The organism is Streptomyces sp. 184 (genome assembly GCF_045781775.1).
Taxonomy (GTDB): domain Bacteria; phylum Actinomycetota; class Actinomycetes; order Streptomycetales; family Streptomycetaceae; genus Streptomyces.
In genome coordinates, this window is sequence record NZ_CP123230.1 from 7621630 (window position 1) to 7645394 (window position 23765).

General features: G+C 72.9%; 20 protein-coding genes and 1 pseudogene. 11 read left to right on the forward strand and 10 right to left on the reverse strand.

What is annotated here, in order from left to right; all coding sequences use genetic code 11:
- Nucleotides 1-77: 77 nt before the first annotated feature.
- Nucleotides 78-950 (forward strand): phosphatidylinositol-specific phospholipase C/glycerophosphodiester phosphodiesterase family protein, encoded by an 873-nt coding sequence (locus tag QBL21_RS32510; protein WP_407565805.1) that lies wholly within the window; start codon nucleotides 78-80, stop codon nucleotides 948-950.
- 15 nt (nucleotides 951-965) lie between these two features.
- Here QBL21_RS32510 and QBL21_RS32515 read toward each other — a convergent pair whose 3' ends face one another.
- A complete protein-coding gene (locus QBL21_RS32515) occupies nucleotides 966-1586 on the reverse strand; it encodes a TetR/AcrR family transcriptional regulator C-terminal ligand-binding domain-containing protein (RefSeq protein WP_407565806.1) in 621 nt (206 codons plus the stop codon).
- 101 nt (nucleotides 1587-1687) lie between these two features.
- Between QBL21_RS32515 and QBL21_RS32520 the strand changes: the two genes are divergently transcribed.
- From QBL21_RS32520 to QBL21_RS32540, 5 genes are all read left to right on the forward strand, one after another.
- On the forward strand, nucleotides 1688-3136 hold the full coding sequence (locus QBL21_RS32520; RefSeq protein WP_407565807.1) for an MFS transporter: 1449 nt from the start codon (nucleotides 1688-1690) through the stop codon (nucleotides 3134-3136).
- 106 nt (nucleotides 3137-3242) lie between these two features.
- Entirely contained in the window at nucleotides 3243-5375 is a 2133-nt protein-coding gene (locus QBL21_RS32525; protein ID WP_407565808.1) for an FAD-dependent oxidoreductase, read from the forward strand.
- A 40-nt stretch (nucleotides 5376-5415) separates the two neighbouring features.
- Entirely contained in the window at nucleotides 5416-6048 is a 633-nt protein-coding gene (locus tag QBL21_RS32530) for a PadR family transcriptional regulator (RefSeq protein WP_407565809.1), read from the forward strand.
- A gap of 129 nt (nucleotides 6049-6177) precedes the next feature.
- Nucleotides 6178-6591, forward strand: a complete 414-nt coding sequence (locus tag QBL21_RS32535) for an organic hydroperoxide resistance protein (protein WP_407565810.1) — start codon at nucleotides 6178-6180, stop codon at nucleotides 6589-6591.
- A 231-nt stretch (nucleotides 6592-6822) separates the two neighbouring features.
- Nucleotides 6823-7434 carry a LysM peptidoglycan-binding domain-containing M23 family metallopeptidase gene (locus QBL21_RS32540; RefSeq protein ID WP_407565811.1) on the forward strand — a complete coding sequence of 204 codons (612 nt, stop codon included), beginning with the start codon at nucleotides 6823-6825 and terminating at the stop codon, nucleotides 7432-7434.
- 71 nt (nucleotides 7435-7505) lie between these two features.
- Here QBL21_RS32540 and QBL21_RS32545 read toward each other — a convergent pair whose 3' ends face one another.
- The 6 genes from QBL21_RS32545 to QBL21_RS32570 all read right to left on the reverse strand — a co-directional run bounded on the left by QBL21_RS32545 (nucleotide 7506) and on the right by QBL21_RS32570 (nucleotide 16587).
- Nucleotides 7506-10610 carry a ThuA domain-containing protein gene (locus QBL21_RS32545; RefSeq protein WP_407565812.1) on the reverse strand — a complete coding sequence of 1035 codons (3105 nt, stop codon included), beginning with the start codon at nucleotides 10608-10610 and terminating at the stop codon, nucleotides 7506-7508.
- Between the two features lie 266 nt (nucleotides 10611-10876).
- Nucleotides 10877-11746: a sugar phosphate isomerase/epimerase family protein gene (locus QBL21_RS32550; RefSeq protein ID WP_407565813.1), complete on the reverse strand. Its 870-nt coding sequence runs from the start codon at nucleotides 11744-11746 to the stop codon at nucleotides 10877-10879.
- On the reverse strand, nucleotides 11746-12990 hold the full coding sequence (locus tag QBL21_RS32555; protein WP_407565814.1) for a substrate-binding domain-containing protein: 1245 nt from the start codon (nucleotides 12988-12990) through the stop codon (nucleotides 11746-11748). The genes QBL21_RS32550 and QBL21_RS32555 overlap by 1 nt, the downstream gene beginning before the upstream one ends.
- Nucleotides 12987-14039: an ABC transporter permease gene (locus QBL21_RS32560; RefSeq protein WP_407565815.1), complete on the reverse strand. Its 1053-nt coding sequence runs from the start codon at nucleotides 14037-14039 to the stop codon at nucleotides 12987-12989. The genes QBL21_RS32555 and QBL21_RS32560 overlap by 4 nt, the downstream gene beginning before the upstream one ends.
- Complete coding sequence (locus tag QBL21_RS32565) at nucleotides 14036-15097, reverse strand: ABC transporter permease (protein ID WP_407565816.1); 1062 nt, start codon at nucleotides 15095-15097, stop codon at nucleotides 14036-14038. The genes QBL21_RS32560 and QBL21_RS32565 overlap by 4 nt, the downstream gene beginning before the upstream one ends.
- Nucleotides 15094-16587 carry a sugar ABC transporter ATP-binding protein gene (locus QBL21_RS32570; protein WP_407565817.1) on the reverse strand — a complete coding sequence of 498 codons (1494 nt, stop codon included), beginning with the start codon at nucleotides 16585-16587 and terminating at the stop codon, nucleotides 15094-15096. The genes QBL21_RS32565 and QBL21_RS32570 overlap by 4 nt, the downstream gene beginning before the upstream one ends.
- 140 nt (nucleotides 16588-16727) lie before the next feature.
- Between QBL21_RS32570 and QBL21_RS32575 the strand changes: the two genes are divergently transcribed.
- The 5 genes from QBL21_RS32575 (at nucleotide 16728) to QBL21_RS32595 (ending at nucleotide 21525) form a co-directional block, all read left to right on the forward strand.
- Nucleotides 16728-17975 carry an ROK family protein gene (locus QBL21_RS32575; RefSeq protein ID WP_407565818.1) on the forward strand — a complete coding sequence of 416 codons (1248 nt, stop codon included), beginning with the start codon at nucleotides 16728-16730 and terminating at the stop codon, nucleotides 17973-17975.
- Nucleotides 17976-18105: 130 nt separating this feature from the next.
- A complete protein-coding gene (locus tag QBL21_RS32580; protein ID WP_407565819.1) occupies nucleotides 18106-19032 on the forward strand; it encodes an ABC transporter ATP-binding protein in 927 nt (308 codons plus the stop codon).
- On the forward strand, nucleotides 19029-19748 hold the full coding sequence (locus QBL21_RS32585; RefSeq protein WP_407565820.1) for an ABC transporter permease: 720 nt from the start codon (nucleotides 19029-19031) through the stop codon (nucleotides 19746-19748). The genes QBL21_RS32580 and QBL21_RS32585 overlap by 4 nt, the downstream gene beginning before the upstream one ends.
- Entirely contained in the window at nucleotides 19745-20872 is a 1128-nt protein-coding gene (locus QBL21_RS32590; protein WP_407565821.1) for a sensor histidine kinase, read from the forward strand. The genes QBL21_RS32585 and QBL21_RS32590 overlap by 4 nt, the downstream gene beginning before the upstream one ends.
- Nucleotides 20869-21525, forward strand: coding sequence for a response regulator (locus tag QBL21_RS32595; RefSeq protein WP_407565822.1), 657 nt, complete (start codon nucleotides 20869-20871; stop codon nucleotides 21523-21525). Before QBL21_RS32590 ends, QBL21_RS32595 begins: the two co-directional genes overlap by 4 nt.
- 16 nt (nucleotides 21526-21541) lie before the next feature.
- Here the strand turns inward: QBL21_RS32595 and QBL21_RS32600 are convergent, their stop codons facing one another.
- The 3 genes and pseudogenes from QBL21_RS32600 to QBL21_RS32610 all read right to left on the reverse strand — a co-directional run bounded on the left by QBL21_RS32600 (nucleotide 21542) and on the right by QBL21_RS32610 (nucleotide 23667).
- On the reverse strand, nucleotides 21542-21925 hold the full coding sequence (locus QBL21_RS32600; RefSeq protein ID WP_407566643.1) for a hypothetical protein: 384 nt from the start codon (nucleotides 21923-21925) through the stop codon (nucleotides 21542-21544).
- Nucleotides 21926-21988: 63 nt separating this feature from the next.
- Nucleotides 21989-22411: pseudogene (locus QBL21_RS32605) on the reverse strand (GNAT family N-acetyltransferase); the annotation flags it as partial.
- Nucleotides 22402-23667, reverse strand: a complete 1266-nt coding sequence (locus QBL21_RS32610; protein ID WP_407565823.1) for an XRE family transcriptional regulator — start codon at nucleotides 23665-23667, stop codon at nucleotides 22402-22404. The pseudogene QBL21_RS32605 and the gene QBL21_RS32610, both read right to left, overlap by 10 nt.
- Between the last annotated feature and the right edge of the window lie 98 nt (nucleotides 23668-23765).

The window sequence follows — 23765 nt, forward strand, 5'->3', positions numbered from 1 at the left end:
GCGGGCACCCTGTGCAAGTCGCCCCGGGCCGTCGATACTTCGGTCCATCCTGCACGCCGTACCAGGGGAGGGACCCGTTGTCCGCCTACTCCAGACGCCGCGCCGTCGCCACGCTGTCCGCCGCCGTCGCCGGCGGCGCTCTCGCCGGAGGGCTCCCCGCGACCGCACAGGCCGCCGACCGCGGCCGGGGCCGCGGGCCCGCGCCCCTGAAGCGGGCGCACGCGCACAACGACTACCTCCACGGGCGCCCGCTGCTCGACGCGCTCGACCACGGCTTCGCCAGCGTCGAGTCGGACATCTGGCTGGTCGACGGCCAACTCCTCGTCGCCCACGACGAGTCGCAGCTCGACCCCGCCCGCACGCTCCAGCGGCTCTACCTCGACCCGCTGGCGCGCCGCGTGCGGGCCAACGGCGGCCGGGTGTACAAGGGCCACAAGCTGACCCTGCAACTGCTCATCGACCTCAAGACCGCCGGCGACCCGACGTACCGCGCGCTGTCCAAGGTGCTGCGCGGCTACGGCTCGGTCTTCAGCTCCGCCAGCGGCGGCCGGGTCCGCCGCCGCGCGGTGACCGCGGTCATCTCGGGCGACCGCGGCGCCCGTGCGCCGATGGAGGCGGAGAAGCTTCGCCACGCCTTCTACGACGGCCGCCACGACGACATCAACTCCGGTGTCCCCGCGTCGTTCATCCCGCTCGTCAGCGGCAACTGGAACTCCAGCTTCACCTGGCAGGGCACCGGCACGATGCCGGCCGCCGAGCGCAACTGGCTGAACCTCATCGTCCACACCGCCCACCGGCAGGGCCAGACGGTCCGCTTCTGGGCCACGCCCGACGCCCCGGGCCCGGCCCGCGACAACCTGTGGCGCACGCTGCTCGACGCGAACGTCGACTGGATCAACACCGACGACCTGGCGGGCCTGCAAACGTTCCTCCGCAAGCACGACTCCTGACGCCCCCGCCGGGCCTCACACGACGTACGCCCCCTCCCGCGCCGCCACCGCCGCCGCCCCGGCGGCGCGGTCGGCGGCGGCGGTGTCGAGGGCATCGCCGCTGGCCAGCAGCCGGTAGTACAGGGGGGCGGAGACGGCGCGGACGACCTCGCGGGGGTCCGTGCCGGCGGGGAGTTCGCCGCGGGCCACCGCCTGCTCGACGCAGGGGGCCCACTCGGCGATGCGGATCTCGTAGAAGCGGTGCAGGGCCGCCGCCGTGCGCTCGTCGCAGGTGGCCGCGGCGATCACCGCGCGGAACAGCGCGCCCTGCCGCGGGTCGGTGAGGGTGTCCAGGACCAGGCGCGCGTTGGCGCGCAGGTCGCCCAGCAGCGTGCCGGTCTCGGTGCGCGGCACGGACTGCTCCGCCATGTCCGCGAGCAGGTCGGCGACGAGCCCGGTGGCCGAGCCCCAGCGGCGGTAGACGGTGGTCTTGCCGACCTCGGCGCGGCGGGCGACGTCGGCGAGGTCGAGGTGGGCGAAGCCGTGTTCGGCGAGGGCGTCGCCGGTGGCCCGGAGCACCGCCGCCCGCACCCGTGCGGTACGGCCGCCGGGCCTCAGGGTGCCGGGATCGGGTTCGGGGCTCGACGCTGCCGCCATCATTAACGGGTCTCCAGTTTCATTAGTAGGCGATCCTCTGCTACCTTCGGCTCCAGTTTAACGGAACGCAGGTCCCGTTAGCTCGTACGAAGGGAACCTCCATGTCCGTCCTCGACCAGGCCGCCACCGCGCCCGCCCCCGCCGCGCCCCGCATGACCGGCCGGCAGAAGCTCGTCCTCACCCTCCTCCTCGGCGCCCAGTTCATGGTCGCGGTGGACTTCTCCATCCTGAACGTCGCCCTCCCCGTCATCGGCGCCGGTCTCGGCTTCCCCCTCGCCCACCTCCAGTGGATCGCCACCGCCTTCGCGCTCGCCGCCGCCGGCTTCACCCTCCTCTTCGGCCGCATCGCCGACCTCTTCGGCCGCAAGCGGCTCTTCCTCGGCGGCATGGCCCTGCTCGGCCTGTCCTCCGTGCTCGGCGGCCTCGCCACCTCCCCCGGGATGCTGCTCGTCGCCCGCGTGCTCCAGGGCCTGGCCACCGCCGCCGTCACCCCCGCCGGCCTCTCCCTGCTCACCACCGCCTTCCCGGAGGGACCGCTGCGGCAGCGGGCGCTGGGGCTGAACGGGGCGCTGATGTCCGCCGGATTCACCGCGGGCGCCGTGCTCGGCGGGCTCCTCACCGACCTGCTCTCCTGGCGCTGGGCGTTCCTGATCAACGTGCCGGTGACCGCCGCCGTGCTGGCCGTCGCCCCCGCCGTCATCGCCGACTCCCGCCCCGCCGGCCGGCAGCGGCTCGACCTGCCCGGCGCGGTCACCGTCACCGGCGGGCTGCTCGCCGTCGTCTACGGGCTCACCCACGCCGGCGAGGCCGGCTGGACCGAGCCGGTCACCCTGGCGGCGCTCGGCGCGGGCGCCGCGCTGCTCACCGCGTTCTGGTTCGTCGAGCGGGGCGCGCGGAAGCCGCTGGTGCCGGTACGCATCCTCCGGCGGCCCACCGTCGTGTGGGGCAACGCCGCCGGGCTCGTCGCCTTCCTCACCGAGACCTCCCTCGTCTTCCTGCTCACCCTCTACCTCCAGGAAGTCCTGGGCTACACCCCGCTGGCCACCGGCCTCGCCTTCGGCGTCCTGGGCCTGGGCACCGTACTCGGCGGCACCCTCGGCGGGCGCGTCGTCGGCCGCGTCGGCAGCCGCGCGACGATCGTCTACGGGGGCGTGGCCCAGGCCGTCGCCACCGCGGCGCTGCTCGCGCTCGGCACCTCCGGCGACTGGATCTGGCTGCTGCTCGCGGCGACCTTCGCCGGCGGGGTCGGCAACATGCTGATGATCGTCGGCTTCATGGTCACCGCCACCTCCGGGCTGCCCGACTCAGAACAGGGCCTGGCCACCGGGCTCGCCACGATGACCCAGCAGGTCGGCATCACCATGGGCATCCCGGTGATGAGCGCCATCGCCACCGCCCGTATCGCCGCCGCCGGCGAGGACGGCCCGGAGGCGGTGCTCGACGGGGTCAGGACCGCGGTCGGGGTCAACGCCGCACTCGTCCTCGTCGGGGCGCTGGCCGCCGGGGCGCTGCTGGGGCGGCGGGGGGAGTCGGCGGCGCCGGGGCGATGAGTCTCGTACACGCGTGCCGTCTGATCCCTCGACGCGCGCGAACGACACCGCGGAACCCTTTTGCAACTCGTTGCAAAAGGGTTCCGCGGTGGGCTACAACAGAGTCGTGACCCCCTACCCCCACCTGCTTGAGCCGCTGGACCTGGGCTTCACCACCCTGCCCAACCGCGTCCTCATGGGCTCCATGCACCTCGGCCTCGAAGAGGCCGAGGGCGGCTTCGACCGGCTCGCCGCCTTCTACGCCGCCCGCGCCCGCGGCGGCGCCGGGCTCATCGTCACCGGCGGCATCGCGCCCAACGAGGCCGGCCGCCCGTACGAGGGCGGCGCCAAGCTCACCACCGAGGCCGAGGCCGAGCGGCACGCCCCGATACCCGAGGCCGTGCACCGCGCCGGCGGGAAGATCGCGCTCCAGCTCCTGCACTTCGGCCGGTACGCCTACCACGAGGACCTGGTCGCGCCCAGCGCGCTCCAGGCGCCGATCGGCTGGTTCGCACCGCACGCGATGAGCGGCGACCAGATCGAGGAGACCGTCGAGGACTTCGCCCGCGCCGCCGCCCTCGCGCGGGCCGCCGGGTACGACGGCGTCGAGATCATGGGGTCCGAGGGCTACCTGATCAACGAGTTCACCGCCGCCGGCACCAACCGGCGCGAGGACGCCTGGGGCGGCCCGTACGAGAACCGGATCCGCTTCCCCGTCGAGATCGTCCGGCGCGTACGCGAGCGCGTGGGGCCGGACTTCATCCTCGTCTACCGGCTGTCCATGCTCGACCTGGTGCCCGGCGGCTCCACGCTCGCCGAGGTGGTCGCGCTGGCCAAGGAGGTCGAGGCGGCCGGGGCGACGATCATCAACACCGGCGTCGGCTGGCACGAGGCGCGCATCCCCACCATCGCCGCGTCCGTGCCGCGCGGCGCGTACACCTGGGTCACCCGGCGGGTGATGGGCGCGGTCGGGGTGCCGCTGGTGACGAGCAACCGCATCAACACCCCCGAGGTCGCCGAGCGGGTGCTCGCCGAGGGCCGCGCCGACATGGTCTCGATGGCCCGCCCGTTCCTCGCCGACCCCGACTTCGTCGCCAAGGCGCGGCGCGGCCGGCCGGAGACCATCAACACCTGCATCGGCTGCAACCAGGCGTGCCTGGACCACACGTTCTCCGGTCAGATCACCTCCTGCCTGGTCAACCCGCGCGCCTGCCACGAGACGGAGCTGATCCTCACCCCCGTGCCGCCGAGCCGGGCCAAGCGGGTCGCCGTCGTCGGCGCGGGGCCCGCGGGGCTGGCGTGCGCGGTGTCGGCGGCCGAGCGCGGACACGCGGTCACGCTCTTCGACGCGGCGGACCGCATCGGCGGGCAGTTGGACATCGCGCGGCGGATCCCGGGCAAGGAGGAGTTCGACGAGACGCTGCGGTACTTCCGGGTGCAGCTCGGCGTGCACGGCATCGAGGTGCGGCTCAACACCCGGGTGACGGCGGCGGAGCTGACCGGCGGGCGCACCACCGGCCCGTACGGTACGGGCGGCAGCGGCCCGCGCGCCGTCAACGGCACCGGCGGCGCCCACCTGGCGCACGGCGCCGAGGGCGCGCACGGGCGCTTCGACGAGGTCGTCGTGGCCACCGGCGTCGTGCCCCGCGTGCCCGACATCCCCGGCGCCGACCACCCCTCGGTCCTCGGCTACCTCGACGTCCTCCGCGACGGCGCCGAGGTCGGCGCGCGGGTCGCGGTCGTCGGCGCGGGCGGCATCGGGTTCGACGTCGCCACGTTCCTCACCGACCCCGCCGACCGCGCCAGCCTGGACACGCACGCCTACTTCCGGCGCTGGGGCGTCGACACCGACTACCGCTCCCCCGGGGGCCTGGCGACCGCCGCCCCGCCGCGCCCGCGCACACCGCGCACGGTGCACCTGCTCCAGCGCAAGACCTCCAAGGTCGGCGCCGGGCTGGGCAAGACCACCGGCTGGATCCACCGCAACGAACTGCGCCACCGCGGCGTCACGACCGTCGCCGGCGCGGCGTACGAACGCATCGACGACGACGGGCTGCACGTCACCGTCGACGGGCGGACGGAGGTCATCCCCGTCGACAACGTCGTGCTGTGCACCGGCCAGGAGCCGCTGCGCACGCTGTACGAGGAGCTGCGCGCGACGGGCGTACGGGCCCACGTGATCGGCGGCGCCGACCAGGCGGCGGAGCTGGACGCGAAGCGGGCGGTGCGGCAGGGGACGGAGGTGGCGGCGGCCCTGTAGCGGACCGGCCGGCAGCGCGCCCGATCCGTACCATGCGCCCATGTCCCTCCCGCACGCCATCCTCACCGCCCTGCTGGAGAAACCGTCGTCCGGGCTGGAGCTGACGCGGCGCTTCGACCGGTCCATCGGCTACTTCTGGTCGGCGACCCACCAGCAGATCTACCGGGAGCTGGGCCGGCTGGAGGGGGACGACCTGATCCGCGCGGTGCCGGCGCAGCGGCCGGCGCGGGGGCGGCGCAAGGAGTACGAGGTGCTGCCCGCCGGCCGCGCCGAGCTGGCCCGCTGGACGGCGGAGCCGCAGGACCCGCGCCCGCTGCGCGACCCGCTGACGCTGCGGCTGCGGGCGGCGGCGGTGGTCGGCACGGCGGGGCTGCGCGCGGAGGTGGCGCGCCACCTGGAGCTGCACCGGCGGCAGCTCGCGGAGTACGAGGCGATCGAGGAGCGGGACTTCGGGCCCGGCCGGGACACGGCCGCGGACCGGCTGCGGCACGTGGTGCTGCGCGGGGGGATCGCGCAGGAGACGTTCTGGATCGTCTGGCTCACGGAGGCGGCGACGGAGCTGGAGGCGCTGGACGGACCGGGGGGACACGGCGGACCGGGCAGACCGGGCAGACCGGGCGGAGCGGACGCACAGGGCGGACACGGCGGTCCGGACGGGGCCCCGGGCGCGTAGGCGCGAGCGTCCGGCGGGCGCGCGCGAGGACGGCGGCGTACCGGGCGGATCTGTCTAGTCTGAGATCCGAGCCGGACGGACCCGTCCGCTCGCCACCGTCCGCCACCGACCCCCCGAGAGGCCCCTCCCATGAGCGTTCTGTACACCGCGGTCGGCACCGCCAACGGCCGCGACGGCCGCGGCGCCACCTCCGACGGCAAGCTCGACGTCAAGCTCGCCCCGCCGCCCGAGATGGGCGGCGACGGCAACGGCACCAACCCCGAGCAGCTCTTCGCCGTCGGCTACGCCGCCTGCTTCACCAGCGCCATGGGCGTCGTCGCCAAACGCATGGACCTCGACGTCTCCGACGTCTCGACCACCGCCGAGGTCGGCATCGGCCCCAACGCGGAGGGCGGCTTCGCGCTGGAGGTGACGCTGCGGGTGGAGTTGCCCGACGCCATCTCCGCCGAGCAGGGCAAGGCGCTGCTGGACGCCGCCCACCAGGTGTGCCCGTACTCGAACGCCACCCGCGGCAACATCCCGGTGCACCTCGTCGTGGAGTGATCCCGGCGCGCCGTCACCGGAACGGGGCGGGTGCCGACCTAGCGTGACGCCGTGTCAACAAGACGTCACCTCTCCCCCCGAAGGCGGCGCACCGCCGTCGCCGTTGTCCTCGCCGCCGTGCTCGCGGCCCTCACCGGAGCGAGCACAGCCGGCGCCGCGTCAGCCACATCCGCCAGGTCAGCCGCTTCCGCCACGTCAGCCGCGTCAGCCGTCGCCGCCGGTACGCCCCCCGTGTACGCCCCGTACGTCGCAGGTGCCGCGCCCGCGGCTCCGGAGCCGCCGCCCCCGTACCGCGTACGCAAAGGCGACACCCTCTTCGGGATCGCCCGCCGGCTGGGGGTGCCGCTGAAGCGGCTGTACGAGATCAACAGATCCGTGATCGGCGGCGACCCGAACCTGCTGCGGCCCGGCCAGGTCCTCGTCGCGCCCGAGCCGGGCTGGTCCGCGCCGGTCGACGTCGAGTACCGGATCTCCGCGCGCTACGGCATCCCCGGCGACGGCTGGATCGCCGGCCACCACACCGGCGTGGACCTGGCCGTCCCCACCGGCACCCCGGTGTTCTCCGTGGGCCCCGGCACGGTCCACAGCACCTCCGCCGAGGGCGCGTACGGCAAGCACATCCTGATCCGGCTGCCCGACGGGCACTACGTCCTCTACGCCCACATGGACCGGATGTCCGTCGCCGCGGGCGACCGCGTCGAGGGCGGCACCCGGATCGGCGAGTCCGGCAACACCGGCAACACCACCGGGCCGCACCTGCACCTGGAGGTGCGCAAGGGCGCCGACTACGGCACGGACATCGACCCGGTCGAGTACCTCGCCAAGTACGGCGTCAAGATCTGAGCGCGGCGCACGCACAGCGGGCGCCCCGGGCTCACCGCCCGGGGCGCCGCCGTCGGTTCGTTCTCCGATCGCTAGCCGAGCGTCACCGAGTCGACGTCGAACGAGTTGTTCTGCGGTGACGTGAACTTCAGATAGAGCTTGTGCGAGCCGGTCAGCGCCTCGACCGGCACCGCGTCCGTGGCCTGGTAGGTGTCCCAGTCCCCGGTGTTCGGCACCGGCGTCGTCGCCAGCAACTGCCCGTCCGGGGCGTCGGCGCGCAGTTCGATGGCGCCCACGCCGTACGGCGACGACAGCTTGTACGAGACCTGGCTCATGCCCTCGACGGACATCGGGTCGAAGGCGATCCAGTCGCCGTCGGAGATGTCGCCGATGCGCTTGCCGTTCTCGGCCCCGGCCTGTTCGATGATCCGGGTACCGGACTGGTCGTCGCGGTACTCGGCCTGCTTGTGCTTGGGCTGGAGGACCGCCTTGGCGTACCCGGTCAGCGAGCCGGCGCCGTCGCCGCCGCCGTCCTTGTAGCTCGCGTTCAGCACGTACGTCAGGTCCGCGCCCTCCGGGTGGCCGCCGAGGTCACCGGTGTCGACGGTGCCCTCGCAGCCCGGCAGGTCGGTCGTCGGGTGCTCGTGGTCGTCGTGGCCGAGCGCCGGGTTGACGAAGACCCTGGAGCAGTCGACCTCGCCGTCCTCGGGGTCGGTCACGGTGACCTTGTACGGGACCTGGTCGCCGAACTCGATCGCCTTGCCGTTGACCGGGGCCTCGATCGTCACCTTCGGCGCGGTGTTGCCCGCGGTGATGGGGATGTTGGCGTAGCCGGTCTTGCCGGTGGAGTCGGTGACCTTGAGCTGTGCGGTGAAGTCGCCCTTCGTGTCGTAGCTGTGGCTGGGGTTCGCCTCCGTGGAGTCGAAGGTGCCGTCGCCGTCGAAGTCCCACTCGTAGGAGAGCGAGTCGCCGTCGGGGTCGTGGGAGCCCTCGCTGGAGAAGTCGACCGCCAGCGGCACGGCCCCGTTGGTCGCGGAGGCGGTGGCCTTGGCGACCGGGGAGCGCTTGCCCTGGCTGTAGTCGATGCGGTACAGCCCCGAGTCGCTGTTGCCGCCGCCGAACTCGCTGCCCCACTCCAGGACGTAGAGCGAGCCGTCCGGGCCGAAGGTCATGTCCATCGGCTTGTTGAACTTCGCCGAGGACAGGAAGTCGTTGATCTTCAGCAGCTCCTCGTTCTCGTCGAAGCGGACCTCCTTGACCCAGTTGCGGGCCCACTCGTAGAAGAAGCTCGCGCCGTCGAAGTACTCGGGGAACTTCGTCTCGGACGGGTTGTCCGGGTCGTAGTTGTAGACCGGGCCGCTCATCGGCGCGGAGCCGCCCTCGCCCACCTCCGGGAACTTCTCGGAGGCGCCGTAGCCGTACCAGATCTCCGGCATCTGGATGTCGGGCAGGTCGGTCAGGCCGGTGTTGTTCGGCGAGGGGTTGACCGGGTTGGCGCAGTCGAACTTCGCGCCGATCTCGCCGGTGTCCGGGTTGTACGGGGCGTAGGGCTGGTTGTCACCGTGGCAGAAGGGCCAGCCGAAGTTGCCGGCCTTCTTGATGACGTTGTACTCGACCATGCCCTCGGGTCCGCGGTCCGTCGTCGGCAGCCCGCGGTCGGGGCCGTAGTCGGAGACGTGGACGTAGCCGGTCTCCTGGTCGACGGTGAAGCGGAACGGGTTGCGGAAGCCCATCGCGTAGACCTCGGGACGGGTCTTCGCGGTGCCCTTGGCGAACAGGTTGCCCTTGGGGATGGTGTAGGTGCCGCCCTTGGTGGGCTTGATCCGCAGGATCTTGCCCCGCAGGTCGTTGGTGTTGCCCGCGGTCCTGGCGGCGTCCAGCATCTCCTGGCCGTCGCGCCAGTCGATCGGCGCGTAGCCCTGCCAGTCGGGGCTGAGGTTCGGCGGTACGTCGTCGCCGGTGCTCAGGTAGAGCGTGCCGTCGGGGCCGAACTCGACGGCGCCGCCGGTGTGCCCGGGCTCGGGATAGGTGCGGTCCCGGTACGCGGGCACGTCGAGCAGCTTCTTCTCGCTGGCGGTGTCGAGCTTGCCGCCCTTGAGCGTGAAGCGCGAGAGGCGGTTCACGTCCTCGGCGCTGCCGGCGGGGGCGTAGTAGAGGTAGATCCAGCCGTTGGTGGCGAAGTTCGGGTCCAGCTCCATGCCGACGAGGCCGTCCTCGCCGCCGGTGTAGACGTCGAGCTTGCCGGCGGTGGTGGTCTGGTGGGTGGCCGGGTCGAAGACCTGGACCTGGCCGGCGCGCTGGACGTAGTAGACGCGGCCGTCCTTGGCCACGTCCAGCTCCATCGGGTCGGCGGTGTCGTCGTCGAGGGTGACCTTCTCGTAGCCGTTCCAGACCGTGCCGCCGCAGTCGCCGGGCTCGGCGCCGGCGGCCCACTTCACGCCGCCGATGACGTGGTCGCGGAACTCGGCCTCGCTGTAGGCGGGGGTGTCGTGGCCCATGGCGGTGGCCCAGACCCTGCCGCCCTCGGCGTTGCGGCACCAGGAGATCGGGTGGTCGGCGCCCATGGCGTCGCCGCCCGGGTCGTACGTCGTCTCGTCGGCGGTGACCAGGACGTGCACGTCGCCGCGCGGGTTGGCGTCGAAGTTGTACCACTCCTCGGGTCGCTCCCAGCGCTCGGGCAGGCCCTTGGTCGAGGGGTGCACGGTGTCGGCGACCTTCGCGGTGCCCTGGAGCACGCCGGGCGAGTGGGTCGGCATGTGGGCGCCGCCGTTGATCAGCTCGTCCCACCACGGGAACTCGTTCTCGATCCCCATGTCGAGCGTGTTGTGGACGGCCGCGACGCCGCCGCCGTTGTTCACGTACGTCTGCATGGCGGCGCGCTGCTCGTCGGTGTCCCAGACCATGCCGGAGTTCTGGAGCATGATGATCACGTCGTACTCGGCGAGGGCGGCGTCGTTGAAGACGGTCGAGTCGTCGGTCTGGTCGACCTCGAACCCGTTCTCCTCCGCCTCCTCCTGGACCATCTGGATGCCCGCCGGGATGGAGCCGTGGACGTAGCCCACGGCCTTGGTGAACAGCAGCGCCTTGAAGGCGGGCGCCTTCTCCGCGGCGGATGACGGCAGCGCGGTGAGCGCGAGCAGGACGGCGGCCAGCAAGGTGACCAACGACCTGCCTATGTCACGAGCATGACAGCTCATGAATCGGTCCTCTCCTTCGGTGTGCGGGATGTGTGGGGCGTACCGGTCGGTGAGAGGGGATGGAGGGGCGCGGTGTGCGCAGGGGTGGTCCGCCGGACCCGGATCGGGGTCCCGGAACTCCGGGCCCGGCGGCACTGTGGTGGGGGTGCGGTCGTGCGTGCGGTGGTGTGCTGGATGCTGTGCGGAGTGCCGTCAGGAGTGCGTACGCGGTCAGGGTGCGTACGGCGTCGGAGGTACGGGGTACGGGGTACGGGCTCCGGGGTACGTCAGGTGCGTAACGCCCGGCGCAGGAAGGCGAGGCCGTCGACGGCGATGGCGTCCTGGCTCGGCGCCAGCGCCCGCCACACCGACGCGGCCACCGCGATGGTCGCGTTGTGCGCCGTGAACGACTCGATGCACAGCGGGCCGCGGTAGCCCGCCTCGTCCAGCGCACCGAGGAACCCGGCCCAGTCCAGGTGGTCCGCGCCGGGCGCGCCCCGGTCGTTGGCGCACACCTGGACGTGCGCGATCCGCCCCGCCGCCGCGCGCACCGCGCCGGGCAGCGAGCGCTCCTCGATGTTCTGGTGGTACGTGTCGAGGGCGATGCCGATCGTCTCGCCGGGCAGCCCGTCCAGCGCCGCCAGGGTCTGCGCGACGGTGTTGAGCAGGCTCGTCTCGTACCGGTTGAGCGGCTCGACGGCCAGCAGCACCCCGGCCGCCGCGGCGTGCGCGACGACCGGCGCGATGTTGTCCCGCCACTCGGCGTACGCCGCCGCCCGCTCGTCCGCGTCCATCCGCCAGGTCCGGCCCACCGCCGCGTACATCGGCCCGGCGACGGCCGGCGCGCCGATCTCCCGCGCCGCGTCGACGCAGCGGCGCAGGTAGTCCTGCGTGGTACGGACCGCCAGCGGCTCGGCGCGGACGAGCCCGCGCTCCGGCGGCATCACGGCGACCACCGCGGCCGGCGCGAGCCCGTTGTCGTCCAGCAGCTTGGCCGCGACGGCCGGCTGCCAGTCACCCGGCTGCTCCAGCGGCAGCTCCGCGCAGTCGAACCCCCAGCCCGCCAGCCGCGGCAGCACCGCCTCCAGCGCGCGTTCGGTCACCGGGGAGTGCCAGATCCACGGGTTGGCGCCGATCAGCCGGCGTCCGGCCGGCATCACTCACCGCCCCAGTCGCCGGGGTAGCCCGGCAGGTCCTCGCAGCCGCAGGCGCCGTAGTGCAGCGGGGGCATGCCCTCCTTGTAGTACTCGTCGAAGTTCTCCTCGGTGACGACGGGCTGCGGCAGCGTCCACTCCTTGGGGACCTCCTCGCCGGCCAGGATCTTCAGCGCGGCGATCACGGGCGTACGCCACTGGAACGTCGGGTACGCGGGCGCGATGGCGGTCAGGTCCTTGTCCTTCCACGCCTGGAGGAAGTCCTGCTGGTCCTCGCCGGTGATCGGCGGGATGTCCTCGCCCGCGTCCTCGAACGCCTCGACCGCCGCCACCGACGTGGCGCCGGAGTCCATCCACACGCCGTCGATCGAGCCGTGCCGGGCGATGGCGTCGGAGACGATCGACTTGGCCTTCGACGGGTCGCCGTCGGTGAACTTCACCTCGACGACGTCGAGTCCGGCCTCCTCGAACGCGATCTCGGCGGCCGACCAGCGGGTCTCCAGCACGTCCACGCCGGGCGAGATGCGCAGCGCCACGATCTTGCCGCCCTTGTCCACCTCGTCCACCAGGAAGTCCGCGGCGGCGGCGCCGTAGGCGTAGCCGCCGATGGGGCTGATGAACGTCACCGCGCAGTCGGTCTCCACGCCGCGGTCGAAGACGATCACCGGGATCTTGCCGCACGCCTCCTCGACCGCGGGGGTGAGGGTGGCGGTGGTGTTCGGCGAGACGATCAGCGCGTCGCAGTCCTGGCCGGACAGCTCCTGGATGTCGGAAATCTGCTTGTCGTCCTTGCCCTGCGCGTCCAGGACGGTGAAGTCGGCGATCTCGTCGTGCTGCGCGACCTCGGCCTTCATCGTCTTCAGGCCCACCTGCCGCCAGGGGTTGAAGACGCCGGCGTTCGAGAAGCACAGCTTGGCGCCCTCGACGCCGCCCTTCATGGCGTACTCGGAGGTGTCGACCATCCCGCCCGACTGCGGATCGAGCATCTGCTCCCAGGGCTTGCCCTCCGGCCCCTCCGGGGTCGCCTCCGTGAGCTGCAACTGCCGGTCGTAGTCGGCCTGGTCGAAGAACTCCGACTTCTTGTCGCCGTCCTCGGCCTGCTCGGAGGCCGCGGGGTCGTCGGCCAGGTCGTCCTTCGGCGCGTCCGACGAGCAGGAGGCGAGCAGCGCGGCGGCCAGCAGTGCGGCGGCCGGGGCGGCCAGCCGGCGGCTGCCGCCGAATCGTGTCGTGCGTCGCGTACGGCTCATGAGGAGGACTTCCCTTCCGAGGGTGAGGAACGGCGGCGGCGCAGGCGGGAGAACCGCGGGATACCCGTCGCTCCCAGGCCGACGGCCGCGATGACGATGAATCCCTGGACCGTGGACTCCAGCGCGCCGGAGACGCCCTGGAGGTTGAGCAGCGTGAACAGCGCCTGGAGCGAGAACGCCCCGGCCATGGCGGCGACGACGGAACCGCGACCGCCGCCGAGGATGACCCCGCCGAGCACGACGGCGGTGATCGCCTCGAACTCCAGCCCCCGGCCGGCCTGCGCCGAGACGCCGGAGAAGCCGGCGACGAGCACGGCGGCGAGCGCCGCGGCGGTGCCGGAGAGCACGAACGCGAGGGTGCGGACGCGGGGTACGCGCACGCCCGCGAGCGCGGCGGCGCGCTCGTTGTCGCCGGTGGCCAGGAGCGTACGGCCGAAGTCGGCGCGCATCAGCCACCAGGCGATCGCCCCCACCGCGAGGCAGGCGAGCACCGCCCAGGGGAGCCAGCCGCCGGCCTCGCCGCGGCCGAAGTTGCGGAAGGACTCGGGCAGCACGCCCTGCGGGGAGCCGCCGGTCCAGTAGAAGACGGCGCCTTCGAGGATCAGCATCATGCCGAGCGTGGTGATGAACGACGGCACCAGCAGCACCGTCGTGATCAACCCGTTGACCAGGCCGACGATCGCCCCGGCGAGCAGCAGCCCGGCGGTGACCAGCAGCCAGGGCGCGTCCGGGTACGAACCGTAGAACTCCGCCCCGGCCACCACGCCCGCCGTGACCACCGCGCCGACCGAGAGGTCGAAGCCGCCGGAGACGATGACGAGGTACTGGCCGGCGGCGAGGATCACCAGCGGCGCGGCGCGCTTGACGAAGGCGAGGAACGAGTCGGGCTCGTAGAACCCGGGGTCGGTGATCGCCAGCGCGGCGAGCAGCACGGCGAGGAGCACGTAGACGGGGGCGCCGGTGCCGAGCCGGCGGCCGACGCCGGCGAGCACCGTCGCGGGGCCCGCGGCGGCGGTGCCGGGGGGCGTGCCGGGAGTGGTCGTCGTCATGCGAGCGCTCCCTTCTGCGCCTGTTCCTTGCGCGCCCGGTCGCGTTCCTTCGCCCGGCGGCGGAACGGCCTCGCGTACAGCGCGACCGCCGCGATGATGACGACGCCGCGGACGACGTTCTTGAAGAAGGGGTCGACGGAGAGCTGGTTGAAGATGCTGTCCAGCACGGACAGCAGCAGCACCCCGCCGAGCGTCCCCGCCACCCCGCCGCGCCCGCCGGCCAGTGCGGTGCCGCCGAGCACGACGGCGGCGATGGAGTCCAGGTCGTAGCGCGCCTCGGTGCCCGCCCAGGGGGCGCCGGCGCCGAGCCGGGAGGCGAGGAACAGGGCGGCGGCGCCGACGCACAGGGAGCACAGCACGTGCGCGTAGATCACGGTGCGCTTCGTCCGTACGCCGGACAGGCGGGCGGCGTGCTCGTCGCCGCCGGTGGCGTACATGTGGTGGCCCAGGCGGGTGCGTTTGGTGACCAGCCAGAGCACGGCGGCCACGGCGATCAGCAGGAAGACGGAGACGGGGATGAAGCCGATGCGGTCGTAGCCGAGGCGCTGGAAGGACGCGGGGACGTCGCCCGAGGGTCCGGTGTAGTTGTCCTCGATGTAGCCGCGCAGGATGAAGGCCATGCCGAGGGTCGCGATGAAGGCGTTGACCTTCAGCCCGGTGACGATGAGGCCGTTGGCGAGGCCGACCGCGGCGGAGAGCGCGAGCACGGCGAGCACCGCGGTGATGACGCTGCCGCCCTCCATCGTCTCGGCGGCGACCAGCGTGCCGAGGCTGATGAGGTACGCCACGGACAGGTCGAGCGACCCGGTGAGGATCACCGCGGACTGGCCGACGGCGACCAGGCCGAGGGCGACGGAGTTCTGGAGGATGCCGGTCGCGTTGGACTGGGTCATGAACTGGCCGCCGTCGATGGTGACGACGATCCAGCCGATCAGCGTGACCGCGGCGGCGGCCAGCCAGACGCCGACGACGGGGTCGGTGAGCTTGAGCCGCCCGGCCGCGGGCAGCCGGCGCGGGCGGGCGGCCGGTGCGGGGGCGTCGGTGCGTACGGCCGTCATGCGGCGCTCCCCTCGGGGGCCGTGTCCGCCGCGTCCCGGGTGGCGAGCCGCATGATGTCCTCCTCGCCCGCCCCGGCGGGCAGTTCGCCGGCGAGGGTGCCGTCGGCCATGACGAGGATGCGGTCGCTCATGCCGATCAGCTCGGGGAGTTCGGAGGAGACGATGAGGACGGCCATGCCGTCGCGGGCGAGTTCGCGGACGAGGGTGTGGATCGCGGCCTTGGCGCCGACGTCGACGCCGCGGGTGGGCTCGTCGAAGAGCAGCACGCGGGGCCGGGCGGCGAGCCACTTGGCGATGACGACCTTCTGCTGGTTGCCGCCGGAGAGGTACTGGACCTCCTGGTCGTGGCCGCGGGAGCGGAGGTTGACGCGGTCCAGCAGCCCGGGGACCTCGCTCGCCCGGGCGCCGCCGCCGTGGACGGCGCGGGTGACGAGCAGGGCGTTGTCGCGTACGGACTGGCGTAAGGCCAGGCCCTCGCCCTTGCGGTCCTCGGTGACCAGCGCGACGCCGCCGCGGATGGCCTGGCGCGGGCTGCCGGGGCGCAGCGCGCGGCCGGCGACGGTCATGTGGCCGCGGGTGAAGGGCGCGGCGCCGAAGAGGGCCCGTACCAGGGAGGTACGCCCCGAGCCCTGGAGTCCGGCGACCCCGGTGACCTCCCCGGCCCGCAGGGTGAGGTCGATGCCGGCGAGGCGTTCGTTGGCGGCGCCGGAGACGGTCAGCAGCGGCTCGCCGATCTCCCCGGGCGCCGCGCGTGGCGGGTAGTACGAGCCGAGTTCGCGGCCGACCATGGCGCGGACGACGTCGTCGGGGGTGGTCTCGGCGGTGGTGAGGGTGGCGACCTTGCGGCCGTCCTTGAGGACGGTGATGCGGCGGGAGAGGTCGAAGACCTCGCGGAGGCGGTGGCTGATGTAGAGGATGCCGATGCCGCGGGCGGCGAGGCGGCGGATGAGCGCGTAGAGGAGTTCGACCTCGTGGTCGGCGAGGGGCGCGGTCGGCTCGTCCATGACAAGCACCCGGACCTCGGACGCCGCCAGCGCCTTGACGATCTCCACCGTCTGCTGGCGGGCCACCGACAGGTCCTTGACCTGCATGTGCGGGGCGATTCCGGTCTCGTCCAGCTCCGCGAGGAGTTCGGCGGTGCGGCGCTCCATGGCGCGCCGGTCGACGAGGCCGCGGCGTACGGGCTCGCGGCCGAGGAAGACGTTCTCCGCGACGGTGCGGTGGGGGAGCAGCGCGAATTCCTGGTGGATGAGGCCGATACCGGCGGCCTGGGCCTGAACGGGGTGCGAGAAGGCGTGCACCGTGCCGTCGAGCGTGATCGTGCCCTCGTCGGGCGCGTACTCCCCGGCGAGCACCTTCATCAGCGTCGACTTGCCCGCGCCGTTCTCCCCCACCAGGGCGTGGACCTCGCCCGGTTCGAGGTCGAGCGACACCCCGTGCAGCACCCGTACCCCGAGAAAGCTCTTGGACACGTCCTCCATCGTCAGCATGAAAGGCAATGTCCCCAGGCTTCTTTGGACTGTCAAGAGCCTAAGCAAGGGCTTTCGCTGATGAGTTGGCAAAGGCTTTGGCCGAATGTCGAACAAAGGAGGTCTTGTTAGTGGTCAAGGCCGTCTCTAGGGTGGTCGATGTGACAGCCGCTTCTTCGCCTTCCTCGCCGATGCCGCCACCGCCGCCGCCATCGGCCTCCGGAACGCCGCCGCCCAGCCCGCCCTCGGGCCAGTCTCCCGGCGAGGTCCTGGCGCTCATCTCCTCCGGCGCCGCGGCCACCCGCGCCGAGATAGCCCGGCTCACCGGGCTCGCCCGCTCCACCGTCTCCCAGCGCGTCGACGCGCTGATCGCGCACGGCTTCGTCGACGAGGACGCGGAGGCCGGCTCCACCGGCGGCCGTCCCCCGCGGCGGCTGTCGCTGCGCACCCGCGAGCACGTCGTCGCCGGCGTCGACCTGGGCGCCTCGCACTGCCGGGTCGCGCTGCTGGACGTCGGCGGCACGCTGCTCGCGGTCCGCGAGGACCCCCTGACGATCGCGGACGGCCCGGCGGCGGTTCTCGGCCACGTCGAGCGGACGATGCACGCGCTGCTGGAGGACGCCGACCGGGACCCCAAGACGCTCCGCTCCATCGGCGCGGGCGTGCCGGGCCCCGTGGAGTTCTCCACCGGCCGCCCGGTGGACCCGCCGATCATGCCGGGCTGGCACCAGTTCCCCATCCCCGAGTTCTTCGACGAGCGCTTCGGCGTCCGCGCGCTCGTGGACAACGACGTGAACGTCATGGCGCTGGCCGAACAGCGCCGGGCCTTCCCCGACACGTCGTACCTGCTCTACCTGAAGGTGGGCACCGGCATCGGCTGCGGCATCATCGCGGACGGCCGCCTGCACCGGGGCGCGCAGGGCTCGGCGGGCGACATCGGCCACATCCGCGTGGGCGAGCGCGAAGAGCTGTGCCGCTGCGGCAACTCCGGCTGCCTGGAGGCCATCGCGGGCGGCGCCGCCCTGGCGGTCCGGCTGCGCGACCTGGGCCTGGAGGCGTCGGCGGGCCTCGACGTCGTACGCCTGGTCAAGGAGGGCAACCGCGAGGCGGTCCGCATGGTCCGCGAGGCGGGCCGGGCGGTCGGCGAGGTCCTGGCGGGCCTGGTGAACTTCTTCAACCCGGAGACGGTGGTGGTGGGCGGCGCGCTCGCGGCGGTGCACGACCAACTGCTGGCGGGCGTACGGGAAGCGGTGTACCGCAGGTCGCACCCGCTGGCGACGCACGTCCTGCGCATCGAGCCGAGCCGGACCGGCGAGAACGCGGCGGCGATCGGCGCGGGGATCCTGGCGATCGAGCACGCCCTGTCGCCGCGGCAGGTGGACATGGCCCTGGCGGGCGCGGCGAGCTGACGCAGGCGGCGCCCGCACGGCCGCGGGCGTACCCTCACCCGCGCCTCGGGGTCGTCTCCCCCTCTGGTCGGAATCCGGGTTTCGACCGTGGGCGGATGACCGGGAGATCCGCAGGCCGGAAGCTTCCGGTATGACTCCCACGCGAACAGCCGCCGCAAGCCCGGCGGCCATCGAAGTCGAAGGGCTGACCAAGCGCTACGGCCGCAGAACGGCCGTCGACGACCTGTCGTTCACGGTCGGTACCGGCAGGGTGACGGGGTTCTTCGGCCCGAACGGGGCGGGGAAGACCACCGCGCTCAAGGCGGTCGCCGGGCTGGCGCGCCCGACCGCGGGCCGGGCGTTCCTGCGGGGCACGCCGGTCGCGGCGCTCAGGCCCGACGCCCGGCTCCTCGGCGTCCACATCGAGCCGTGCGGCGCCCACCCCGGCCGGACCGGCCGGGCGCACCTGCGCTCGCTCGCCGCACTCGCCGGACTCCCCCGCCGCCGCGTCGAGGAGGTACTGGAACTCGTCGGCCTGGCGGAGGACGCGGCCCGGCGCAGGGTCGGGAAGTACTCGATGGGCATGCGGCAGCGCCTCGGGCTCGCCGCGGCCCTCCTGGGCGACCCGGAGATCCTGGTGCTGGACGAGCCGGTGAACGGCCTGGACCCGCAGGGCATCCGCTGGCTGCGCACGCTGCTACGGGACCGGGCGGCGGCAGGCGGCACGGTCCTGCTGTCCAGCCACATGCTGGGGGAGGCGGCCCAGACCGTCGATGACGTGATCATGATCGACCGGGGCCGGCTGGTCCACGAGGGCACGATCCGGGACCTCGAACGGTCCGGGGAGAGCCTCGTCGCCGTACGCACCGCCGCGGCCGAGCGGCTGGCGGCGCTGGTGGTCGCGGCCGGTGGCCGCACCCGGCGCGACGACGCGGGCGCGCTGCTGGTCGAAGGGCTCGACGCCGCGGAGGTCGCGCAACTGGCCCACCGCTGCGGCATCCTGCTGGAGGAGATCGCCCGGCGGACCGCGTCGCTGGAGGACGTGTTCTTCGGTCTCACGGAAGGGGCGGAGCGATGATCCATCTGCTGCGCGGCGAACTGCTCAAGACCGTGACCACCCGGACCCTGCCGGGCTTCGCGCTCGGCGGGGTCGCGTTCGCCGTCCTCAACGTCCTGGCGGTCGCGGTGTGGTCGGGCACGCTGGACGAGGTGGCCGAGAAGCAGGAGGCCCTGTCGGCGCTGCCGGTCCTGCTGCTGCTCTGGGGCCTGGTCGGTACGGCCGGGGAGTACCGGCACCGCACCGCCGCGCCGGCGGCGCTGGTGGGGCGCCGGGACCGCGGGATCGTGCTGGCGGTGAGGATCGCCGCGTACGCGCTGACCGGACTGCTGCTCGGCACGCTCACGGTCGCGGTGTCGGTCGGGCTGGCGCTGCCGCTGCTCAGCGACCAGCCGGGTCCCGACCTCGCCGCGGGAGACGTCGGCGCCGTCGTGTCGGGCAACCTCGTGGCGTTCGTCCTGTCCGCGATCCTCGGCGCCGCCCTCGGCGCCCTGCTTCGCAACCCGGTCCTGGGCGTCGTCGTCCTGCTGATCGTGAACTTCGCCGTGGTCCCGCTGGTGTCCGGCTTCTGGGAGTCGGGCGTCAACTTCACACCGTTCGGCGCGGCGGGCATCCTGAGCAGGATGACGCACCACACCACCCTGTCGGTGGTCTCGGCCGGATGGGTCCTGGCCGCCTGGACGGCCGCGGTCACGCTCGTCGCGGTCGTCGTCGAGCGACGGCGCGATCTGGCATGAGCCGGCTCCGGCGGCGGATCCGGGCGGTGTACGACGTGCTGGTCGTACACCGCTCGGCGCTGTTCGACGTCGTGCTGGCCCTGGTCACGACCGCGGTGGAGATCGGGCTGTTCCTCGACAGCAACATCCGCGTCGGCGTGTTCCCGCTGGTGGTGACGGTGCTGACCGGCGCCGTCCTGCTCGCCCGCCGCCGGGCACCCCTGCCGGTGCTCCTCGCGGCCTGCGCCGGAGCCGCCGTGCTCGTCCCGCCGGGCTACGCGCCGGGCGGGGCGCCCGCCGTGGTCGCCCTCGCCTCGCTCGCCGACCTGCGCGACCGCAGGGTCTCGGTGGCGGTGCTCGTCCCGACGACGCTGTACCTGGAGCTGGCGAGCATCTGCTCGCCGCCGATCACGATCGGCGCGTGGGCCCTCGGCTCGTACCTCCAGACCCGGCGGCGCTACACCAGGGCGCTGGAGGACCGCGCGGCCACCCTGGAACGCGAACGCGAGCAGCGCGACCAGCTCGCGGCCCAGCGGGAACGCACCTCCATCGCCCGCGAACTCCACGACATCGTCGCCCACTCCGTCACCGTCACGCTGATCGGCGTACGCGGCGCCCGCGACATCCTGCCGACCGAACCGCGGGTCGCGGCTGCGACACTGGAACGCGTCGAGGCCAGCGCGGAGCAGAGCCTGGCCGAAGTGCGCCGGATCCTCGGCCTGCTGCGCACCTCGGACGACGGCACGCAGTGGCGACCGCAGCCGTCGCTCGACCGGCTCGCCGAGCTGGTCGCCGAGTACCGGGCGGTCGGGATGCCCGTACGGCTCGAACGGACCGGCGAGGTCCGCGCCCTCGCCGGCGGGCTGGAGCTGTCGGCGTACCGGATCGTCGAGGAGGCGCTGACCAACGTGCTCAAACACACCGACCCCACCCGGGTCACGGTGACGCTCCACTACGGCCCGGCGCGGCTGGACGTCGCCGTCGAGGACGACGGCACCGTCCGCGACTGCGCCCCGTCCACCGGTGGCCACGGCATCCCCGGGATGCGGGAGCGCGCGGCGGTGGCGGGCGGCAGCCTGGACGCCCGGCGCACCGCCGCCGGGTTCCTCGTGTCCGCCCGGCTCCCCGTCGAGGACGCGGCATGACCATCCGCATCCTGATCGCCGACGACCAGGAGCTGATCCGCACCGGCTTCCGGCTGTTCCTGCGCACCCAGGACGACCTGGAAGTCGTCGGCGAAGCCGCAGACGGCCACGAAGCGCTCACCCAGTCCGCCGCGCTCGCCCCCGACGTGGTCCTGATGGACATCCGCATGCCGCACATGGACGGCGTCGAGGCCACCGCCCGGCTGACCGCCCTCGGCGCCGCACCCCGGGTGCTGATCCTCACGACGTACGACCTGGACGAATACGTCTTCGGCGCGCTACGGGCCGGAGCGTCCGGCTTCCTGCTCAAGGACGCCTCCCGCGACCGCCTGCTGGAGGCCATCCACGTCGTCCACTCCGGCGAGGCCCTGCTCTCCCCGTCGATCACCCGCAGACTGATCGAGGACTACGCCACCCGCACCGAACCGCTCCGCCCCCCGGCCGAGCCACCGACCCCCCTCACCCCCCGCGAGCGGGAGACGCTGCTCCTGGTGGCGAAGGGCCTGTCGAACCCGGAGATCGCCGCGCACCTGGTCGTGACCGAGGCGACGGTGAAGAGCCACGTGGGCAGCCTGTTCGCGAAGCTCCACCTGCGCGACCGCGCCCAGGCGGTGGTCTTCGCCTACGAAAACGGCTACGTCACCCCGGGCTGACCCCGCTCGGGGGCCTCTACCTCCCGAAGTCCGTGATCGCCTCGAAGATGTCGGCGTCCGTCTCCCGCTGCCACTCCGGCAGCTCCGGCCAGTCCGCGACGTACGCGGGCTTGGGATCCCCGAAGTGCCGGTACATCTGCGCCGTCCAGCACGTCGCGACGAAGCGCCCCTTCTGCTCCCGCGTGAGCCGCACCGCCTGCCCGCCGCTCACCTCAAGGAACTGCCGCACCTGCCCGTACACGGCACCGGCCGCCTCCCGCTCCCACTCGGGGGTCTCCTCCCAGGGCGAGACGTACCCCGGCTTCGGCTCCCCCGGAAAATGCCGCCGCACCCCGGCAACCCAAGCCCCCCGAAACACCCGCGCGCCGTGGGCCTCCGGCCGGTCCAGCGGTCTGACCATGACCGCGAACACCGGTGAGTCGGAGAAGGGTTTCTGTTCGTCCACCTTCGTGTAGCCCCAGGACTCGTACAGGGCCTGCACCCTCGGGTGCAGGACGTCGACCAGCAGCGTCGCGCGGGCCTCGGTCCTGGCCCCGACGAGCGCTTCGTGCAGGCGGGTGGAGGCACCGGTTTTGCGCCACCTCGGCAGCACCATCAGCTCGGACAGCGCGAAGCTCGGCCCGGCGTATCCCGGAGGCAGGTCGCTGCCCCGCCACCAGCCGCCGGCCGCGAACGGCGCGCCGTAGGCGAAGCCGACCGGCTCCTCGCCGTCGTAGCCGACGACGCAGGCGAAGCCCTCCTTGCCGGACCAACTGTCGACGAACTGCGCGAACCGCTCGCGGGAGTCGAAGGGGTCGTCGCTCCCGGCATACGCGGCGTCGTGGACGTCGAGCAGCAACTCCCGGATACCGGCGGCGTCCGCCCGCCCATATGACTTCATCTCCATGACTGCGTCCTCTCCAGCCAGCCGGTGATCTCCGGGCTGCGGGAGCCCGCGGCGCCGACCGCGCGGCGCACCTCGGTCAGGTTCTTCCAGATGCGCCGGGAGCCCGGGACGCCCTCAGCCAGCTTGCAGGCGCGGTCGGCGGTGTCCACGGCCGCTTCCAGCTCACCCTGACGGGCCTGGGCGAGGGCGGCGGAGGCGGTGTAGAGGGCGCGGTTGCGCGCGTATCCGGGGCGCAGTTGAGCCAGGGTGCGGTGAAAGTGGTATTCAGCGCGCTGCGGTCGGCCCAGGTTCATGTACGTGATGCCGGACAAGCCGTCGAGTTCGGCGATGTCGTAGAAGTCGGCCCACGCCGGTGTGTCGTCGTGTCCGGCACGCTCGAACGAACTGGTGGCGCTGGACAGCAGCCTCTCGGCCTTACGGGAGTCGTGCAGGCAAGCGGTCGCGATCGCCATCCGTGCCGTGGCCAGGGAGGAGAAAAGTGGGCTGCCGCGGCCGACGGATGTCGAGCGCGCGGCCTGTGCGGCGGCGGCGGACTCGGTGTAGTTCTCGCGCTGCTGGGAGATCATCGCCATGTTGTTCCAGACTCGGAATACGGTGGCGCTGTCGTTGCTCATCCCGGCGAGCGTGACCGCGCGGTCCGTCAGAGCCCGACTGTGGTCCGGGGCCCGCGCGTCGAGGGCGGCGAATGACGCGGTCGACATCGCGCCCGGCGCCAGCCCGTACAGACGTTGGCTCACCCGTCCCGAGACGGCCCTGTCGGCGATGAGGTGCTGGATTTCTTCCGCGAGACCCTCGGACGCCTTGATCACCGCGGGTGTCCCGCCGCTGCGGTTCCCTTCGCGGATGAGGCGTACGTGCTTGTCACGCAGCCGTTCGAGGTCGCTCAGCCCGACGCCGGGACGCGCTGCCGCAGCCCGTGGCGCATGCGCAGCCGTTACGGCAAGGGTGGTGCCGGTGGTGGCGGTGAGGAATGTTCGGCGGCGTACTTGGGCCTCCGTGGATTCTGGGGTGGATCTCCTCCGCGGTACGAAGCCGAGATCCACCGCCGGTCTGTCGAAAACTCTCTCCAGGCAGATCCGTTGCTTGGCGTGGGGCCACTTGCCCCCTCCGGATAACCAGCGTCTGACCATTCGGTCGTCGATCACTCCGGGCCTGCCGGTCAGCAGTTCGATCTCCCGGTTAACCCGACCGGCCAGTTCAGGTGCCGTCATCTCCAGTTCCGCCATTGCGGCGGCGAGTGCCATGTTCCTGGTCACGGCGACACCGTAGCTCCGGCTGGTCGACAAGTAACAAGCCCACCGGCAAAAATGCCCGGGGAAACGCCCGCCCAACCCGGCTGTCCACCCTGGGAATC

Bases quoted from the DNA above. Each gene is read 5' to 3' on its own strand.
- QBL21_RS32515 (WP_407565806.1), bottom strand. From the start codon at position 1,586: ATGGCGGCAGCGTCGAGCCCCGAACCCGATCCCGGCACCCTGAGGCCC.
- QBL21_RS32520 (WP_407565807.1), top strand. From the start codon at position 1,688: ATGTCCGTCCTCGACCAGGCCGCCACCGCGCCCGCCCCCGCCGCGCCC.
- QBL21_RS32530 (WP_407565809.1), top strand. From the start codon at position 5,416: ATGTCCCTCCCGCACGCCATCCTCACCGCCCTGCTGGAGAAACCGTCG.
- QBL21_RS32535 (WP_407565810.1), top strand. From the start codon at position 6,178: ATGAGCGTTCTGTACACCGCGGTCGGCACCGCCAACGGCCGCGACGGC.
- QBL21_RS32545 (WP_407565812.1), bottom strand. From the start codon at position 10,610: ATGAGCTGTCATGCTCGTGACATAGGCAGGTCGTTGGTCACCTTGCTG.
- QBL21_RS32550 (WP_407565813.1), bottom strand. From the start codon at position 11,746: ATGCCGGCCGGACGCCGGCTGATCGGCGCCAACCCGTGGATCTGGCAC.
- QBL21_RS32555 (WP_407565814.1), bottom strand. From the start codon at position 12,990: ATGAGCCGTACGCGACGCACGACACGATTCGGCGGCAGCCGCCGGCTG.
- QBL21_RS32560 (WP_407565815.1), bottom strand. From the start codon at position 14,039: ATGACGACGACCACTCCCGGCACGCCCCCCGGCACCGCCGCCGCGGGC.
- QBL21_RS32565 (WP_407565816.1), bottom strand. From the start codon at position 15,097: ATGACGGCCGTACGCACCGACGCCCCCGCACCGGCCGCCCGCCCGCGC.
- QBL21_RS32570 (WP_407565817.1), bottom strand. From the start codon at position 16,587: ATGCTGACGATGGAGGACGTGTCCAAGAGCTTTCTCGGGGTACGGGTG.
- QBL21_RS32580 (WP_407565819.1), top strand. From the start codon at position 18,106: ATGACTCCCACGCGAACAGCCGCCGCAAGCCCGGCGGCCATCGAAGTC.
- QBL21_RS32585 (WP_407565820.1), top strand. From the start codon at position 19,029: ATGATCCATCTGCTGCGCGGCGAACTGCTCAAGACCGTGACCACCCGG.
- QBL21_RS32590 (WP_407565821.1), top strand. From the start codon at position 19,745: ATGAGCCGGCTCCGGCGGCGGATCCGGGCGGTGTACGACGTGCTGGTC.
- QBL21_RS32595 (WP_407565822.1), top strand. From the start codon at position 20,869: ATGACCATCCGCATCCTGATCGCCGACGACCAGGAGCTGATCCGCACC.
- QBL21_RS32600 (WP_407566643.1), bottom strand. From the start codon at position 21,925: ATGGTCAGACCGCTGGACCGGCCGGAGGCCCACGGCGCGCGGGTGTTT.